This is a genomic window from Streptomyces sp. NPDC052040 (genome assembly GCF_044548405.1).
Lineage (GTDB): Bacteria > Actinomycetota > Actinomycetes > Streptomycetales > Streptomycetaceae > Streptomyces.
The window spans coordinates 1014177-1033708 of sequence record NZ_JBIUBV010000001.1 but is presented as its reverse complement, the minus strand read 5'-3'; the positions used below and the strand labels follow the sequence as shown (position 1 = coordinate 1033708).

The 19532-nt window shown below is 70.8% G+C and carries 2 protein-coding genes; both read left to right on the top strand.

Annotated elements, in window-relative coordinates:
• The first annotated feature begins 24 nt into the window (after window positions 1–24).
• Window positions 25–390, top strand: a complete 366-nt coding sequence (locus ACIHAA_RS04305; RefSeq protein WP_399812851.1) for a WXG100 family type VII secretion target — start codon at window positions 25–27, stop codon at window positions 388–390.
• Window positions 387–19334, top strand: a complete 18948-nt coding sequence (locus ACIHAA_RS04300; RefSeq protein ID WP_399812848.1) for a hypothetical protein — start codon at window positions 387–389, stop codon at window positions 19332–19334. The genes ACIHAA_RS04305 and ACIHAA_RS04300 overlap by 4 nt, the downstream gene beginning before the upstream one ends.
• Window positions 19335–19532: the final 198 nt, after the last annotated feature.

Below are 19532 nucleotides of genomic sequence, written 5' to 3'. Positions count from 1 at the left end.
ACCACAGGACCTCGGGAGGAACACATGGGTAACGGCGAGTTCTACGTCGACACCGACGGGCTGCGCAATCAGCTGCCGTATGTGCAGCAGCTGGCGGCGCGGTTCCGTGACATCGGCAAGAGCCTGGAGGGCAGGCTCGGCGAACTGGGCGACTGCTGGGGCGACGACGAGTCGGGGCGGCAGTTCTACGAGCAGTACGCCACGCCCAGGAAGCAGATCATCGACAGCACCGGGCAGATGGGCCAGCTGGTCGACAGCATGCACGACGGCGTCCACACGATGGCCGTCAACCTCGAGCGCATGGAGGACGAGAACGTCGAGGCGACCCGGCGGATGCGCACCTCCGAGACTCAGCCCGTCGAGACCAGGGTGAAGAAAACGAAGTCATGAGCATCAACCTGCCCCCGGAACTTGGCTGGGTCGCCAAGCTGGCCGTCGGCCAGGACTGGCCCAAGGGTGACGAGGACAAGCTGCGCAGCCTCGGTCAGGCCTGGGACGACGCCGCCCAGCAGCTCGTCGCCATCAGTCGCGAGATCGATCCCGCGACCAGCGGAGTGCTGAACAGCATCGGCGGACAGGTCGCCGACGAGTTCTCGAACTTCACGCATCAGCTCAAGTCCAACATCCCCGACATGGCCGAGGCGGCCGGTCAGCTGGGCGAGCTGGGCAAGAACACCGGGTTGCAGGTTGAGTACGCGAAGTACATGATCATCGCGCAGCTGATCTGGCTGGCGGTCGAGATCGCCGAACTCGCCTTCTGGGCGCCGGAGGTGATCCCGGCCCTGGTCACCGGGGTGCGGGCGATCGTCAAGATGCTGATGAAGCGTCTGCTGGTGTCGATCGCCACCGGTGTCGGGTTCATGGTCGGCATGGACGCGGTGATCCAGGGGATCCAGTTCCTCAAGGGCGACCGCACCAAGTGGGACACGGCCGCCACGATCCAGGCCGTGGAGGGCGGCGCGATCGGTGGCGCGATCGGCGGTGTCTTCTCCGGGCTGGGCGGCGCGTTCGTGCCCAAGTTCGCGTCCTCGCTGATCGGCAAGGGCGTGATCGGCGGCGCGTCGAGCATCGTGACCACCGAGGTGATGTCCCAGATCTTCGGCGGCGAGAACGACATGGGCTCGGCGCTGACCTCCGGCATCATCGGTGCGATGGGCGGGGGCGGCGGCCGCCGCAGGTTCGGCGGCGGCGAGCACACCGAGGTCCACACCCCCAATATCCATCTGCCGGGAGAGGGCGACTTCCATCTGCCCAAGATCCCCACCGAGAACGAGCCGGGGGTCACCGGGGCGGAGAACTTCGACACCGGGGGCCTGGGCAAGGGCGACGGTCACGGCACGACCGGCACCAGCACGACCGGCGGCGGCAAGGGCCTCGGCGAGGACGCCGTCATCGGGAACGGGGGCACCCGCACCTCGGGAACGGGCGGCACCCGGGGCACCGGCTCGAACCGCGGCACGGGCTCCGGCGGCACGCGTACGGGCGACACCCGGACGGGAGCGCCCCTGCCCGCCACCGGCACCCGGTCGGGCGGCAGCACGTCCGGGAACAACGGTTCCACGCGCGGCACTTCCGGGAACAACGGTTCCACGCGCGGCACTTCCGGGAACAGCAACTCCTCGCGCACCACCGCCGAGACCACCGGCGGCAACCGCACCACCACGACCGGCGGCAGCCGCGGTGTCACCACCGGGGACCAGACCGGCCGGCCCACGACGGAGTCGACCGGCCCCGGTACGACCGCCGGCGCCGAGCACGGCACGCACACCCCCACCGAGTCCGAGGCCCCGCCGCATCTGTCCGCGTCCCCCGGCGCCCAGCAGTCGCCGGGCCGCTCCGGTGGGCTGCCCGGCTTCGAGACCACGCTGAACGGCCACGGCGGGAACCACACCCTCCCGGCCTCCGGTGAGGCGGCGCCGCACTCGGGTACGCCGGTCCAGCACGACAACTCGCCTGCACAGCAGCCGAGTACGACCACACAGCACCCGAGTACGACCACCCGGCCATCCGGCACCACCGACCAGGGAAGCGGCCCGGCCGACACCGCCCGCGCCACCCCGCCCGCCGCCTCCGGTGGCCCGTCCCCCACCGTGACGGACCGTCCGCAGACGACCAACACCGTGACGGACCGCCCCCAGGCCCCGAGTACCACGGCCGACAGCCAGCGGGCTCCCGGCAGTACGTCCGGCCCGGCGCAGACGTCCGGCACCGGAACGAACCAGCCGGGCCCCGCCGCGACCGGGTCCAACCGTCCGGCCACCGAGTCCGGGGGCTCCCCGCGCCCCTCCCTGAACGTGGAATCGCCCGCCGCGCCCCGTCCCGGCACGGAGTCCGCGCCGCGCCAGGAGACCGGCCAGAACGCACCGCAGCGTCCGGCCACCGTGACCGGCGACGGCCGCTCCCCCGCCACCAGCGGCGGCAACCGCATCGGCCAGGACGAGGTCGCGCCCCGCGCACCCGGCCCGCGCCCGGTCACCGAGGGCGGAACGACCACCCCGCAGCACCAGGCCGCCACACCCCCGGTCCACCCGTCCACCGGCGACGGGCACACGCCCGCCCTGCCGGAGGCCCCGCAGCACACGCCCGGTACGCCGCCGCACCTCCAGGAGCAGCAGGACAACGCCCCCGGCGGACACCACGGGACCACGGACGAGCGGATCCAGCGGCTCGACGACCTCGTGGTGCCCACGCACGACCCCGACCCGCCGACCCCGCTGCACGGCGCCCCTTCCCCGCCGACGAACCGGCCGGTGGCACCCGACGCGGGGATCGTCCGGCGCACCGCGGACCTCGACCGGGCCGCGCGCGCCGCCGGGATGTCCAAGGACGACCGCGACACATACACCCGTGCCATCCAGGAGGCCACCGCCTCCCGTGACTGGGAAGGGGCCGGACAGCACCTCGCCGACTTCCGCTCCCATGTCGAGACCCGGAGCACCAACCAGCGCTACGACGCGTTCCACGCGCACGCGCAGGGCGGCTTCGACCGGTTGACGCACTTCACCGGCTCCAAGGAGGAGTGGCAGAGCAAGGTCGACGCCGTCGAGAGCGCCCGGCGCTCCGGCGACCCGGATCTGCTCGACAGCAGGCTCAACGAGTACTCGGCGTTCGTCGAGAGCCATGTCCCCTCCGGGGTGCTGACCGGCCATGACGCCCCGCGCCCCTTCCACCAGGACGTGGAGGACGTACGCCGGCGCCTTGCCATGACCACCGACGGACCGACCGCCGACCGGCTGCGCTCCCAGCTGGACGAGCTGCGCCGGAACACCGAACTGCGCGACCGTTTCGACCAGTTGCGCTCCACCGGGGAGCACGATTCCGAGGCCGCGGCCCTTCGTGAGCGGATCGACAACGCCAGGACGCCCGAGGACGCCGACCGCGCCTTGCGGGATCTGGAGGAACACCAGGAGCTGCACGACCTTCAGCAGCGCCTCGACCAGCTGAAGTCGGACGAGCCCACGCCGGAACGCACCCCGGCGCGGGGCAGCGACGAGGATCTGCACCGCCGTCTGGCCGCCCTCGACGACGGTGCCGACGACCGTGCCCGTGAGTTGCGCGAACAGGCCGACCGGGCCGCCACCGCGGACGAGGCCGACCGTGCGCTGCGCGAACTCCAGGAACACCGTGAGGAGCAGCAGCTCCAACAGCGGCTGGACCAGCTGAAGTCGGACACCTCCGAGCACCCTCCCTCCGAGCGGGAGCTGCGCGACCGCATCGACGCGCTCCACGAGGACGGGAAGGACCCCCGCGCCGAGCAACTGCGCCGCCAGGCCGACGAGGCGAAGTCCGAGAGCGAGGCCAAGGAGGCTCTCGACAAGCTCGACCGGTACCGGAACCAGCGCGAGCAGGACCGCCAGGAGCGCATAGGCGATCTGACGGACCGTCTGGAGCAGCTGCGGCAACAGCACAGCGAGCAAGTGCTCGGCGGCCACACCGGCGACGCCGCGGACACCGCCCGCCAGATCGACGACGTACGCGAGCAGTTGTCCTCGCACCAGACACACGACGAGCGAACCGCGACACTTCGCCAGGAACTGTCGCAGCAGACGCATGCCCCCGAGGCACCCGGCCACCTCGACCGCATCACCACGGGATCCGGCCACCCCGGCGGCGACGAGCACACCCCGGCAGACGAGCACACCCCCCTCACCGAACACACCCCTCTCACCGAGCACGCGCCGCTCGCCGACCACACACCGGTCGACACCCATACCCCCGTCGGCACCCACACTCCGATCGACCAGCAGCACACCCTGCCCGCGCACGAGGGGAATGCGGGTGGAGACCACTCGGTCAAGGGGCCCGCGGACCACACCCCCGCCGAGGACTCCGGTCGGCAGGAGGCGAAGCCGGGCGCCGGTTCCGGGCAGCCGCACGAGCAGCAGTCGCACGAGCAGCAGCCGCACCACCAGGACCACACCGACGGGGACCTCACCGCCCAGCGCGAGGACGACCGCAGGTCCGACTCCTCGGACGAGGACCTGACCGACCCCGGCCGCCATCCGGTGCCCGACACCAAGGGGCTGGACGAGCTGCGCCGCCCGGGGCCGCCGCCCCGGATGAAGCTCAACCGCACCCCCCGCTATGTGGTGCGGTCCGGCTTCGACCAGCGGCGCTTCGCCGTCGGCGACACCTCGTACACCGATCTGACCGTCCGGGTGGCGCTGCGCGACGACGGCTCGGGCGCGCACAACCCCGGCGACACCTGGACCCGGGCGCAGCAGGGCGTCAAGCAGTACTTCAACGACCCCAAGTACACGCTGCCCAACGGCGACCGGCTGCATGTGACCATCGAGCGCGTCGGCCCCGGCGACAAGCCGCACCTGACCGTCGACCTGGTGGGCTCCGGCCACGGCATGGACCAGCGCAGCTGGACGCCGGGCGCCAAGCCCGTCGAGTACGCGCACGAGATCTCCCACCAGCTGGGCCTGCGCGACGAGTACGCGGACGAGACCGCTCCGCAGCGTCCGCACATCCCCGGCAGCCTGCTGGGCGACGTCCATCAGCAGCCCGAGCACGAGGGGCTCCCCCATGGCGGTCTGCGCGACCGGCACATCCAGCTCCTGGGCGCCCTCACCGCGGGTCACGACGATCTGCTGGCCCAGCACGGCCACGGCGGCGACCACCGGACGCCGGACCACTCCCCTGCCATGACCTCCGACTCGGTCGCGCCGAGGGGCCCGAGGGAGGGAACCCTGCGCGACTACCTGCCCGAGAAGGAGTGGTGGAAGTTCTATATCGACCCCAAGAACCACACCCAGGCGCAGGAGGCGTTCCCGCACGATCCGGGCTCGTACTACGACCACGACCGGTCCCCCGGCTTCCAGAAGGGGATGGTCGCGGCCTACACCAAGTTCCTGGGTGACCCGGACACGGTGAAGGCGCCGATGGACTCGTCGTCGTACCGGGAGATGCACGGTCTGGCGACCAGCCATCTCGGCCGGGACCTCGACTGGTCCGGCGGCCGGCCGACGCACTTCCCGCTGCGGGGCGAAGTGCTCTCCCCCGACATCTTCGACGAGAAGGTCGGCGACCGGTCCCTGGTCTACGACATGACCACGCACGACTGGTCCAAGGGCCTGCCCAAGCCGCAACCGGCCACCATCCTCACGCGCTTCCTGCACAACAACCCGGCGCTGTCGACCAACTACCGCAAGGGCGAGGCCCCCGGCCTGGTCGACACGGTGTTCCGGCAGCACTACGAGCGGGTCGGTGAGCCCGGCGTGGACGACAGGGCGAAGCTCGCCTCGATCGCCCGTACCGTCCGGTCACTGCATGTGATCCACCCCTTCGAGGACGGCAACCTCCGCTCCAACGTCCAGGTCCTGCTGCCGAAGCTGCTGCTGGAGCAGAACTACCGGCCGGTCGTGCCGGACGACATGTACAGCCTCTTCCAGGGCGGCCGCTCGGTGAACGAGATGGTCGACTCCCTGGTGCGCAACGGCGCCCTGGACACCGCCCTGCCGCATCCGCACGAAGGCCAGGGATCCTCGGACCAGGTCGCGCCGAAGCTGCCCCCGTCCTCCACCGATGACACCGCCTCGCACAACGGCACCCAGCACCGGCCCCCGGTGGTGTCCGACGACCAGAACCACGGACAGCACCAGCAGCAGCACGACGACCCGGTGGACGATCCCGCCTGGCACCAGTCGCGCGCGCAGGCACCCGCGGTCCCCCGGCAGCACGCCTGGGTGGACCCGGTCTCCGACCCCACCCGGCAGCACGCGCCGGTCGCGCCGTCGTACGAGGAGCAGATGGCGGCCCACCCGCCCAAGCCGGGTGAGGTCGACATCCCTACGGCGCGCGGGACCTACGGCATGCCGGAGAAGAACTTCAAGGGTTTCCGGGAGATCGCGCGGGAGAAGAACCTCGTCGTCGACGTCCGCCCCACCAACCCCACCGCACCGAAGTGGCTCGACGAAGGAGCCATGGCCAAGCCGCAGGACATCAAGGCCAAGACCATCAACGCGGCCGATGTCCATCTCGGTGCCGACCACAAGAAAATCGGGCTCGTCGGCTACTTCAAGCCCACCCTGCCCGACCGGTCCAGCGTGCCCGAGGGAGACTGGGACGAGGTCGTCTCCCGCCACAACCAGCGCTCCACCGAGTACCGCGAACTCGCCGCCAAGATGGCGACGTACGAGGCGGAGAACAAGTTCACCGTCAAGGACGGCGTGGTCTACGGGTTCGACGAGGAGGGCACCCAGCGCCCCATCACCGGCGACCACGACCTGTACGACATCTCCACCCCGGGCGGCACCCGCATCCCGCACCCCCAGCACGACGAGCTGATCAGGGAGATGCAGGCCAAGGACATCGCCGTGATGCACGGCGCGCACATGTTCTGGAACCCGCCCTCCCCCTTCAGCAAGTCCGTCTTCGACAAGATCGTCGACTCCCACCAGGGCCCCGACGGCGAACCGCTGCTCCGCTTCCGTCCGGAGAACGAGAACGCCGAACTCACCTGGACGAAGCCGCTGAAGCCCGGCGAGGTGAACTCGTACACCGCACGCCACGACTACGGGATCCCGGAGAAGAACTTCAAGAACTTCCGCCAGATCGCGCGGGAGAAGAACCTCGTCATCGACGTCCGCCCCACCAACCCCACCGCACCGAAGTGGCTCGACCAAGGAGCCATGGCCAAGCCGCAGGACATCAAGGCCAAGACCATCAACGCGGCCGATGTCCATCTCGGTGCGGACGCCAAGAACATCGGGCTCGTCGGCTACTTCAAGCCCACCCTGCCCGACCGGTCCAGCGTGCCCGAGGGAGACTGGGACAAGGTCGTCTCCCGCCACAACCAGCGCTCCACCGAGTACCACGAACTCGCCGCCAAGATGGCGCTGCTGGACCAGAAGAAGAAGTTCACCGTGGTGGACGGGGTGGTGCACGGCATCGGTGAGGACGGCACCTCGCGGCCGATCACCGGTGACCACGATCTGTACGACATCTCCACCCCGGGCGGCACCCGTATCCCGCTGGAGGAGCACGACGCGCTGATCCGGGAGATGCAGGCCAAGGACATCGCCGTGATGCACGGCGCGCACATGTTCTGGAACCCGCCCTCCCCCTTCAGCAAGTCCATTTTCGACAAGATCGTCGACTCCCACCAGGGCCCCGACGGCGAACCGCTGCTCCGCTTCCGCCCCGAGAACGAGAACGCCGAACTCACCTGGACCCAGCGTCCGGAGGAGACCCGTGGCGGCGACGACCACGCGGGCGGCGGCGACACGGACAAGGGCAAGGACACCGGCGGCGACCGCGACCACCAGGACCACAGCGAAGACCATCAGGACCACACCCAGGACCATCAGGACCGGGGGGACGACCGCAAGGAGGGGGACCAGGGGCACCGGGACCACGGCGACGACGAGTCCTCCGACCGTCGCGAGGAGACTACGAAGGACGACGGGGCCGAGGGCCACAAGGGCCACACCCTCCAGGACGTCCCGCGCGAGTCGGCCGAGCACCCCGTGACCCAGGAGGCGCCCCAGGAGAAGCCGCAGCAGCAGCCGGTCGTCCAGGAACCGCCGAAGACGCACACCCCGGAGGAGCCCGAGGCCCCCGTCAAGGACGCGTCCGAGGACAAGACCAAGCACACGGTGAAGGACGTCTCCGAGGACGAGACCAAGCACACCGACCGGGACGACACCAAGAACGAGACCGAGGTCAAGTCCCAGCACACCCGCGAGCACGAGTCCAAGGACGAGCCGGAGAAGCACCACACCCCGCCCAAGGACGACACCCCCGAGACGGTCGGCCTCAAGCCCGGCGACGAGCAGGAGCAGAAGCCGCCCGCGCCCCCGGCCAAGGACCCGGCCCCGGTCCTGAACGGCCGGCACACCGAGTCCCTCGCCGGAAAGAAGATCACCGAGGACCCGGGCCCGGACGGTGTCCGTACGCGTATCGAGACCCTGCTCGGCGACCACGGCAAGGACACCTCCGTCGCCCAGCGCCTGGACGCGGCCCTCGACCCGGCCAACTTCCGCAAGCAGCACGACCCGATGGTCAACGGCGGCTGGCGCTTCACCGTGCATGTGGACGGCAGGCCCTACGAGGTCGAGGTGAGGGCCACCGCGGCCCCCTGGCGCCTGGACACCTCCACCGACGTGGCCAAGGACAACGACGGCGAGGGCTTCGACGTACCGTCGGAGTCGACCCGGGACTCCGACCCCCGCAAGACGGAGATGACCTCCTCCGAGGCGGGCCTGGAGATCGGTCCGACCATCATCCATCCCGTCAACGACAAGCTGTCCGTCCTCGTCACGCCCTCGGGAAAGCTGGGCGGCGCCACCCACGGCCGCGAGACCACGGTCAAGTCGTCGACCCAGAAGGCGAACCAGATCGCCTTCACCGGCAAGACCGACAGCTACACCTCCGACTTCACCTACCAGGTGAAGGTCACCGACCACCAGGGCAACGCGCTCGGCGGCAAGGGCACCCGTCCGGACATCACCGGCACCATCCGCGCGGATGTGCCCCGGCCGGAGGATCTGGCCGAGGGCAGGCCGCGCGCCTGGCAGGGCTGGGACCACTCCCCTACGGACCAGTCGAACAGCTCCGCCGTGCAGGCCCCCCGTCCGCCGAGGGCCGCCTCGGGTCACCCGGTGTCGATCACCGGCCTGGACACGGCACGGAACGCGGTCTACGAGGCGCTGCCGCGGGAGGCGCGCCCGGACGGCACGGCACACCAGGACATCGAGGACTTCTTCCAGCCCTCCAACGTCATCAACGAGTTCGAGCACGCCTCCGGCTGGGGTCTGCTGTCGAAGCCGCTGACCCTCAGTGACGGCAGCAAGGCCCATCTGCATCTGACGGTGGAGCCGGACGACTCCCGGGCCCTGCACACCGTGGACGACAAGGCCACCCTCGGCTCGAAGTCCTCTGGCGAGCACGGCCAGAACCGCACCGAGAACAGCTCCTGGTCGCTGGGGCTCAGCGGCGGCGCCACCGGCGAGGTGTGGAAGTCGGCGAACACCTCCGAGTCCACCTGGCTGACCGGCACCGCCGGTTACACGGGTTCGAGCAACCTCACCCACGGCGCCAAGGGCAAGAACGCCATCGGCACCGAGTCCAGCCATGAGCACACCGGCAAGGCCGACCTGGTCGCCACCAAGGTGCGGCTGCGCGTTGAGCTGATACGGCATCAGTTCCGGCCGGGGCTCGACGGACTGCACCACACCACGACCACCAAGATCGGTGACCACTCCCCGGCGCCCTCCGCATCGCACTTGGCGCACACGGCCGACCATCTGGCCCTCAGCATCGACCCGCAGGACGGCGAGGTCCTGCGCGCCGTCCCGCACCACGAGCCCGCACCCGCACCCGGCGATCACCCGCAGCTAGACGCCCACCGGCTCACCGATCCGGTCGCCGCCCAGCGCACGACGTTCCTGGACTTCCCCGGCTCGTCGGAGCTGGAGAACCACATCGTGCGGGAGATGTGGAAGAGTTCGCCCGGCATCCTGCCGCCGCCCGAGGCGGTCCACCACGGCACCCCCGGCGCCCACGACGGCAAGAGCACCGCGCAGCCGCCCCGGATCACCCCCGAGGCATGGGAGAACCTTCGTTCGCTGCGCCAGCAGCTCACCCCCTCGCAGCTGCGCGACTCCGGGCAGAAGCTGCTGGACGGCACCTACCGGATCACGCTGAAGAGTTCCCATCTGCCGCTGCGCGAGGGAACGACCCACGAGATCCTGATCAAGGCCGAGCCCGGCAAGGGCGACCATGTGCACTCCGGCAAGTCGACGACGAAGGCGGTGAGCACCCGGACGACCGGCGCCGACAAGTCCGTCGCCCGCAGTACCAAGCATGTCGTCAACCTCGCCGGTAACCTGCGCCGTTCGCTGGATCACCCGGATGTGACGCGCGGTTTCGTCATCGGCAACGCCGACATCACCGCTCACAACCCCTCACACGGGCTCACCATGGGCGCCGAGACAGAAGTGAAGCGGCAGTTCTCCCTGGAGGCGGACACCGACACCTACGAACACCCGGTGACGTACCACGTCATGATCGGGACCGAGAACCCGAAGAGTCCCACCACCCAGCTGTCCACACACGCGCCCTCGGCGCACTTCCAGCACATCCAGCAGGTGAAGCCCGACGGCCATCTCACCGTCGAGGTCGCCCGCACCCCGGACAGCATGCCGGAGAGCACGCCGCCGCCCGACATTCCCACGATGGACGTGCTGCCGCAGCGCCACGCGATCGGTCACATCACCGACTCCGACGACTTCCGGGACACCGCGAAGCAGTCACTGACCAGCGCCTTCCAGAAGAAGATCCAGGCCTCGCCGACGGCGTCACTCCAGGCCAAGGCGACGGAGTCCGGCTCGGCCGCGGTCCAGAAGGTGACCGGGCGGACCGACGACCAGACCGGCGACAAGCACACCGGGGTGCCCGACCTGAAGGACGCCCTGGACGGGATCACCGACCAGGACCATCTGAAGTCCCTGGTCACCGCCTCCCACGGCGGCTGGGCCAACAGCGGTGACGAACAGGTCGGTTCGGGCCGCAACCGCGACACCGTCGGTCTGTCCACGCGGACCCGGCTCAGCAACTTCAGGTTCCGCGAGACACTGCCCGGCGAGGGCAAGCTGGAGATCGAGACCAAGTCCAGCGTGTCCACCGCCGTGGCGGACAAGAGCTCCCGCGGCATCAAGGGCGGTGTCGGCTTCGACGCGGGCCGCTTCCCGACCAAGAACAGCCCCGACGCCTCCCTCCAGGTGCGCGGCGGCGTCAAGGGCAAGGGCGGCGTCGGCGTCAGCAGCGGCGAGAACGTCAAGCAGAAGATGACGACCTCGCGCAAGGCCGCCTACCAGGGCACCTGGCACGTCTACGAGGCGGACGCGGACGTGACCGTGCAGGGCAGGGTCACGGACGCGAAGGGCAAGGTCACCCTCGGGGATCCGGGAACCAGCAGGCACCGTGTGGTGGTGCTGCTCTCCGACGACGACGTCCGCAAGCTCGGCACCGACGCGACCACCGACACCACCGATCCGGCCCCCGCCGGGACGCGGCAGGCGCCGCTGCTCAGCTCCGGGCTGCTGGGTGGCGCCACCGCCGACATCCCGAAGTCCGACGAGATCCTCAGCGAGATCGACCGGCAGATCAGGGGTCTGGACACGGCCGCCGACGTGCCTGAGACGGCGCTGCCGTTCGCCGACACCTTCTCGCCGGACAACCTGTCGGCCAACTACGAGGATCTGGTGGGCCGGGGCATCCTCGACTACCACGTCCACGAGTCCCGCACCCAGCGTGTGGTCACCGAGGTCCTGGTGCGCGGCATCCCCCAGGACAAGTGGACCGACCAGGGGGACCACTCCACCGGGGACACCACCCGCAAGGTCGGCTTCTCCCAGACCGTCAAGGGCAGCGCGGGGCACAACTGGTCGCTGGGCGCGGACGGCAACTTCCGTATCTCCTACGCCCCGGTGGTCAAGCCCAAGCCCGGCCAGGACGCGGCCGCCGTCAAGGCCGAGGAGAAGAAGACCGGCCTGGGCAGCATCGGATGGGCCCCTTCGGCCGGTGGCGAGGGCACCCGGAGCAAGAGCGCCGAGACCGGCGTCACCACCAAGGTGGAGCACAAGACGTCGAAGTTCGGCGACACCGTGAAGTTCGGCAACCGGATGCGCTTCGAGGTCACCGTGACCCAGCGCACCGAGTACGGGCGCTTCGTCAACCTGGTCAAGCCCAGGCCCGTGGACCCGAAGTGGCCGGTCCATGTCTACGTACCCACGTCACTGACCGAGACCGCCGAACAGGCCGCGGCACACCAGCAGCAGCCCTCCCACCAGCCCCCGCAACCGCCCCAGGTGCACGACGGCGGCAACACCATCGGCATGCAGCCGACAGGCGGCTCCCAGGCGGACCGGGACCGCTGGCAGGCATCGCTGGACTCCGCCCACGACCTGGTGGGCTTCGACCATCCCGACGCACTGCTCGACCACGCGCAGACCGTGCTCAGCGCGCCCCGGCCCTGGGGCGACGGCGTGCTCGGCAGGGCGGGGTCGGCCATCTCGTGGGGGCTGGGCTCCGCCGCCTCGACCCTCGGCCACTGGGCCGGTGCCATGACACCGGAGGCCGCGCACAGGCTGGTCAGCTCCTTCATCTCGGACCCGCGGCTGGACGGCAGCACCAACCCGCTTGTCCGGGAGCAGCGTCTGCCGCTGGAGCAGCAGGTCTCGCTGCGCCAGGCGCTGTCCCCGGGGACGCTGCCCACGGTCTTCCACCATCTGAAGGACTCCGGCACCGGGTACCGCACGGTGCCGCTCGGCGCGGACGGAAAGACCGGTCTCGAGGTCCATCTCCGGCCCACCGGGGAGGCCGAGGAGATCTCCACCCGGGACAGCGGCAGCGACGAGATCACCGTCTCCACGGAACACGAGTCGGCCACCACCGCGACCACCAGCGCCAATGCGAACCTGACGCCGCTGACCGTCCCGGTGATCACCAAGAATCCGGCGGTCGTCGTCCCGCTCCCGACGGGCGCGGTGAAGGTGGACCGCGACCAGACCTTCGACAGCGACTCACCGGTGACCCGCAAGCCCGGCGTCCCGACCCGCACCCTGACCCCGCCGTCCGTACCCCACGGCAAGACGGAGTCCGAGCCCGGCAAGGCCACCCTCAAGGGCCCCCAGGTGCTGATGCGTCAGCCGGTGCGGCTGTCCACGCAGAAGTACGACGAGAACGGCACCTACGGGAACACGGAGCACACGGACGGGCATGTCTACTACTGGACGGCGAAGAAGACCGAGGACACGGCCACTCCGCCCGCGGTGACCGACGACTCCGCCAAGACCCCCGACCCGCTGAAGCCCGCCGACGAGGACGCCACGAAGGCGAAGCCCGCGGACGACGCCGCCCAGCAGGTGAAGGACGCGCAGGACACCAAGCAGCAGGACAAGCCCGCCGAGGAGCCTCCGGCAGCCGTCAAGCTGCCCCCGGAGGCGAAGGAGACGGTCAAGCCCCCCGCGGAGCCGTTGGATTCCGCCAAGCCGCCGGTGAAGACCGACGCCCCGGTCAAGCCTCCGGTGAAGACCGACACGACGGTCGAGTACCCCGTGAAGAACGACGCGCCGACGGACACCACGGTCAAGCCGACCGTGAAGACGGACACCGACGTCACGCCCCCGCCGAAGACCGACACGGAGGTCAAGCCGCCCGTCAAGACCCCGGCAGCCCCCGCTCCCGTCGTCCCGCACGGGTCGACCGCACACGGGTCGACCTCACACAACTCCACCACGCAACACGCCACCCACAACGACACGGACAACGACACGGTCAACGTCCCGCAGCCCGGGGCCCGGGTGCGGGTGCCCGGTGACGGCCGGTGCCTGCTGTACTCCGTGCTGGCGAGCACCCCGCCCGAGCACTGGCCCGCCGCCCTGCACCAGGGTTCGTCCGGCAGTGCGCGGGACCAGCACCAGGCCGTGGTGCGTCAGATCGCCACCCAGCACGGCCCCGTCGGCTCCGGGACACCGCTGGGCCGCGCGGCGGAGAGCCTGCGCCAGATGGTGCTGCACAACGTACGGACGACACCGCGGGAGCATCTCCCCTTCGACGTCACGGAGTTGTACCGCCGCAGCCAGGAGAACCGGCTCCGGCAGCAGTTGGAGACGGAGGACTTCAACGCACTGAACGCCCGGCTGGAGGCCTTCGGCGTCGACGAGGTCATGTCTCCGGACTGGCTCCGCCCCGAGCTCCTGCGCCATCTCTACGTGGACGCGCGCATCCAGGAGTTGATGAGCCCTCCGCACCGCCTCTCCCGGCAGGACGCGGCCGAGCGCGCCGCCAATGAGGTGCCGGAGAGCACGGACCACCAGGGCCAGTGGACCCTCGGGGACGCCGCCCTGGCTCCCCGCGCCCAGTTCGCGTATGTGACCGACCGTTATGGCCCGCTGACCCTCGACTACATCGACAGCCACGACCATCTGGTCAGCGCCGTCGTCGACACGTCGCTGCACCAGCCGCTGACGCAGGGAGAGCACCAGGCCCTCATCCGGGCCCTGGGGAACTGGGTCCCGGGCAACGGCGCCTGGAACACCAACGAGGGCGAGATGTTCCCCGCCCTGGTCGCCCACACCCTCGGGGTGCAGTTGCGTACGTTCCAGCCGGTCAACGGCGGCACGGCGCATCTGCGGACGGTCGGACCGCGGAACACCGGCCGTACGACGGACGTGTACTACAACGGCACCAACCACTACGACGCCAGCTCCGCACCCACGCGGCAGCCGTCGCACGGCGGCGCCCCCGACGAGGTCGCACCCAAGGCGCCCAAGGCCCCCACGGCACCCCGGCCCGCCGCCACCACCCCCACCACCGGCCGTCCGGAAGCCAACACCAGCCATCCGGAAACCACCACCGCACACACCACCACCGGCCGCCCGGAAACCACCACCGCACACACCACCAGCACCCCGCACCTCACCACCGGGAACACACCCACCAACCGCCCCCACACCCCCACTTCCACCGGCCACACCACCACCCCCCGCCGCGCCCTCAACCACGCGCCCCGTTTCGTCGTACGATCCGCCTTCGACGCACGCACCTTCCGGGTCGGGGACACGCCCGTCACCGATCTGACCGTGCGTGTCGCCTTCCGGAGCGGCTCGGGCCATGACGCGGAGACGCCGTGGCAGCGGCTGCAACAGGGGGCCGAGGAGTACTTCAACCGGCCGGAGCACCGCCTCCCCAACGGCCATGTGCTGCATGTGACGGTGGAGCGGGTGCCCGAGGACGCCGAACCCCATCTCGTGGTCGACCTCGCGGACCGCGACCGGCCCATGGACCAGCGCACCTGGTGGCCGGACGCGGATCCCGTCGCCTACGCCCATGAGCTGAGCCACCAGCTGGGTCTGCGGGACGAGTACCGCGAGGACGGCGAGGACTCGGGCCGGGCGCAGGTGCCCGGCAGCCTCCTCGGCGACTTCCATCAGCAGGCGCCGTACGGTCTCGCCCAGGGCGGGCTGCGCGGCCGCCATCTCCAGTTGCTGGGCGCGCTCGTCGGGGACGTTCCGGACCGGACCGCCGACCACGGTGCGGAGCACTCGGGGGCTCAGCAGCCGCGGACGTCGTCGGACTCCCCCGGCGAGACCTCCGCACCGCGGGCCCCGCACCGTACGGACTCCGAGCCGCTGTCGCGGGACCCGCGCTGGCACGACGCCCGTACGGCCGCCGAGCCGGTGACCCGGCGCCACACCTGGGTCGACCCGGTCACCGACCCGTACCGCGGTGAAGCCCCGCCGCACGACACCCCGGCCCACGACCCGCACATGCCGCGGCGCCAGGACGACACCACCGGGACGGACCGGGAGGAGGAAGACGACTGGTCACGGATCCTGGACGAGTACACGGACGAGAGGAACCGCGAGTACGAGTGGCTGGACCGGCTGTACGGCAACTCGCTCGGCCATGAGGCCTATGAGCAGGCGCACGGCGCGCTGCTCACCCTGCGTGCGATGGATCTGCCGCGCACCGCGCCGGACGCCCCCGACCGTTCGCATCTGGAGATGCTGGCCCGTCATGTGCTGCATCTCGATACCGCGCCGAGCGAGGACGACTACCGGTATCTGCTGTCGCTCACCGCGCACGCCGGGCCCGAGTCGACCGCGGACGCCTCCGCGCTCGGCGCGCACTACCTGGAGACCGCACACGGCGCGCTGGACGACCACACCGCACTGGCCGACCACTCGGGCTACGCGGCGGGGCGCGACTGGACGGGTTCCAGGGCGGGCCTGCCCGATCTGAGCAGGTACACGGCGAGCGGCCCGGACGGGCAGCCGACGGAGCACACCCCGCCGTGGAACGACCCGTATGTGGTCACCGCCCAGGGGACCCCGGACCATCTGGTCCTGATGGCGGGCGGCCGTACGATCCATGTGACCGACCCGGAGGAGTTCGCCGCGCTCGTCGCCCGCGACCCACTGCGCGGCGACGGGCAGGACATCCTGCTGGTGGTCTCCCAGGGGCAGGACCACGGGCTGGCCCAGCTGATCGCGAGCCGGGCCGGGACCGGGGTGTGGTCGACCGACTCGACCGTGCGCACCGTGGTCGACTGGCAGACCGGCACCGAACATCTCGACCTGGTCGGGGGAAGCGGCGCCTGGGCGCTGCATCTGGGCGGCGAGGGCGGTCTGCTGGACCTGTTCGACGGGCTGGGTTCCGCTCATGACTCCACCGGGAGCGGCCATGGGTCCCCGGTGCCGGAGCACCACGACCCCGGCGGCCCGGACTACGCGGACAAGCTGAACCCGCCGCGGCGGGAGGACGAGCCGCCGCTGTCCCCCGGCGATGTGGTGGACCGCCTGCGGGCCCGCCCGTTGACGACCACGGACTACCGGGTGATCGGGACCACCCCCGACACCGTGCTGTTCAAGGAACCGACCGGCATGCACCAGGCCGGGATCGACTACCGGGCGTCCGAGTCCGACAATGTGCCCCTGCTGCGGGTGCCCGCCCAGGGCATGCGGGAGACCACGGTGGACCAGCATCCGCCGCTGCATGTCTCGTCCGACCTGTCACTGGCGCACCGTCAGTACGGTTACGGCCAGCAGGTGTTCGCGACCAAGAAGGCCATGGAGGCGGCCAACCGCCAGTTGGCGCTCGCGGGCAGCCTGGTGCGGCTGAAGACCGACGACCTCGCGCTGCATGTCGACGACGGCAAGGGCGGCCATCGCGAACTGGTGCGTGTCACCCCGCAGTTCCTCACCCGCTCCGGCAAGTCGGAGGAGGAGGTCTGCCGTGACTTCGCGCAGATGGTGTCGGGCGGTGTGCCCGCCTCGCACGTGGTGTTCCGGCAGGAGGACGGCTCCGGGGTGGCCACGGGCCCGATCAACGCGCTCGGCCGCACCGAGGTCACCGGCATCCATCACCTGGCGGAGTCCCTGTCCCAGGTGGCCGACGGCCGGGAGCCGACGGGAGGCACGGATCCGTCGTGGGCCTCGCGGCAGGTGCTGCGGGACGACCGGCTGATCGCCGAGAGCGACGGTCCCACACCGGGCAAGTCCTACGGCAGCGCGCTGAGCTTCGACCCGCTGGACAACCCGCGGCGCGAGGCGCTGTCCGACGCGGCGCGCATGATCGGTATCAATGAGCACGCCTGGGCGAAGGTCGGCGAGACCTATCTCGTGCACTCGATCAACGCGCTGGACGACGAGGGCCACGCCAGCCTGGCGCGCAACTACGCCAAGCCGAGCGCGCCGGAGGGCCGCCACTTCGGCTACCACTTCGCCGCCGTGGTGCTCTCCAGTGAGGACGGCAAGCACCAGATCACGCTGGAGAACTTCGCGCGCCGTGCCCAGATCGCCGGCATCATGAAGTCGACGGTGGCGGAGAACCTCAAGAGCACCTCGCCGAACGGCTTCCGGCGGCTGCATGCCGCGATCAGCGACGAGCGGGACCACCAGCGGGCGGCGGGCGCGGACGAGGCCGCGATCAAGCGGCTGGACCGCCATCTGGCGCTGACCGACTCGCTCACCAAGGCGGCGGATGCGCGGCGCACGGCCGCCGGGGCCCCCGAGGGGAGCCCGGAGCGCCGTACGGCCGTGGAGGAGTACGAACGCGCCGTCAAGGTCGCCGAGGCACGGATGAAGCAGGCAGCCGAACTGCCCAAGGGCAGCGACCTGTGGCACTTCCGGATGTTCTCCCAGCGCCCCGGCGAGACCATGCACGAGGTCAGCGCGGATCTGCTCAGCTCCAATCCGTCGGCCGAGGCCAACCCGCTGACGTCGGTGATCGTGCACGGCCACAAGCTGCCGAAGGTGGACATCGGGTTCACGGAGGGCTCCCGGCAGATCGACAAGATCGAGGCCCGCAAACTGAACTATGTGGCCGAGCATGTGGTGCGGGCCGGTCTGTGGAACCACCGCAACGGGCTGCCGCTGCCCGAGGTCACGGTGACCGGGCGCGGCAACACCCGGCGTCCGACGCTGGGCGGGGTCTTCCCCGACGGCGCGCAGTCCCGGGCCGAGACGGTCCGGGGGGAGTTCCGTGACCGGCTGGACCGCTATCTCATCAACTACCAGCACGGTTCGGCCCAGCCGCATCTGACCGCGGCCGACTTCCCGCTCAGGACCGCCACCGAGCACACCCCGTCGTCCGGTGACCGGACGCACGGCCGTACCACCACGGTGACGGTGCACGATCCCAGCCGGAGCGTCGCCCCCGCGGTTCCGCCGGCCCGCCCCCGCGGGGGGCCGGGCGGCCCGGAGGACGTGGCGCCCCGCGCGCCCCGGCCCCACCAGGAGCAGCAGCACATGGCTCCGCCGCGGCCGGCACCGCACCCGCACGCACACGGCGCCGGAACCGGATCCCATGACGCCCCCGTGGCACCCGGGCCCGTCCCGCACCAGGGCACCCCGCAGCTGCCGTACCGCAGCGAGCGGCTGGCCATCGGGGGCGTGGACTTCCCGGACGGCTCGGCCGAGTTGACGGGGGGACAGCGGGAGACGGTGCACCGGCTGGCCGCCGAGGTGGCGTGGGCGTCGCTGGCGAATGTGCGGGCGGGTTTCCCGCCGCCCCGGGTGGAGGTGGTCGGACACGCCAACGGGATGCGCAACGGGCTGCCGCACTTCGGTGAGGCGCTGCGGCGCGGGCAGGCCCGTGCGGACGGTGTGGCGGAGATGTTCCGCTCGGCGCTCGCGGTCCACCTCACGCAGCTTCAGAGCGGTGCAGAGAGTGTCCTGTCCCCCGAGGACATCGACATCGCGACACGCTCCGAGGGCAATGCGCTGCCGGGCGGCGGGAGCGAGGACGGGGACGCGGCGGGCGCGCGCCGCCGCGCGTTCGTGGTGATCGACCTGCCCCGCCCCGAGAACGCCGGGGAGTGAGGCCGTCGGCCGGTCCGTGCCGCCCCTGCCGGGCGCGCGCGGACCGGCCGTGGTCGACGGCCGTCCCGCACGGCCGTCGCGGCCATCGTGGCCGAAAACAATCCCTACGCCCTTTCCATAAAAGGCTCTTGAAGAAGCCTCAACTATTGCTTATGGAACAGAACCCGGCCTCTTTGTGACGACCGTCTCCCCATGAAG

Coding starts and splice junctions, on each gene's coding strand:
- ACIHAA_RS04305 (WP_399812851.1), top strand. CDS start 25: ATGGGTAACGGCGAGTTCTACGTCGACACCGACGGGCTGCGCAATCAG.
- ACIHAA_RS04300 (WP_399812848.1), top strand. CDS start 387: ATGAGCATCAACCTGCCCCCGGAACTTGGCTGGGTCGCCAAGCTGGCC.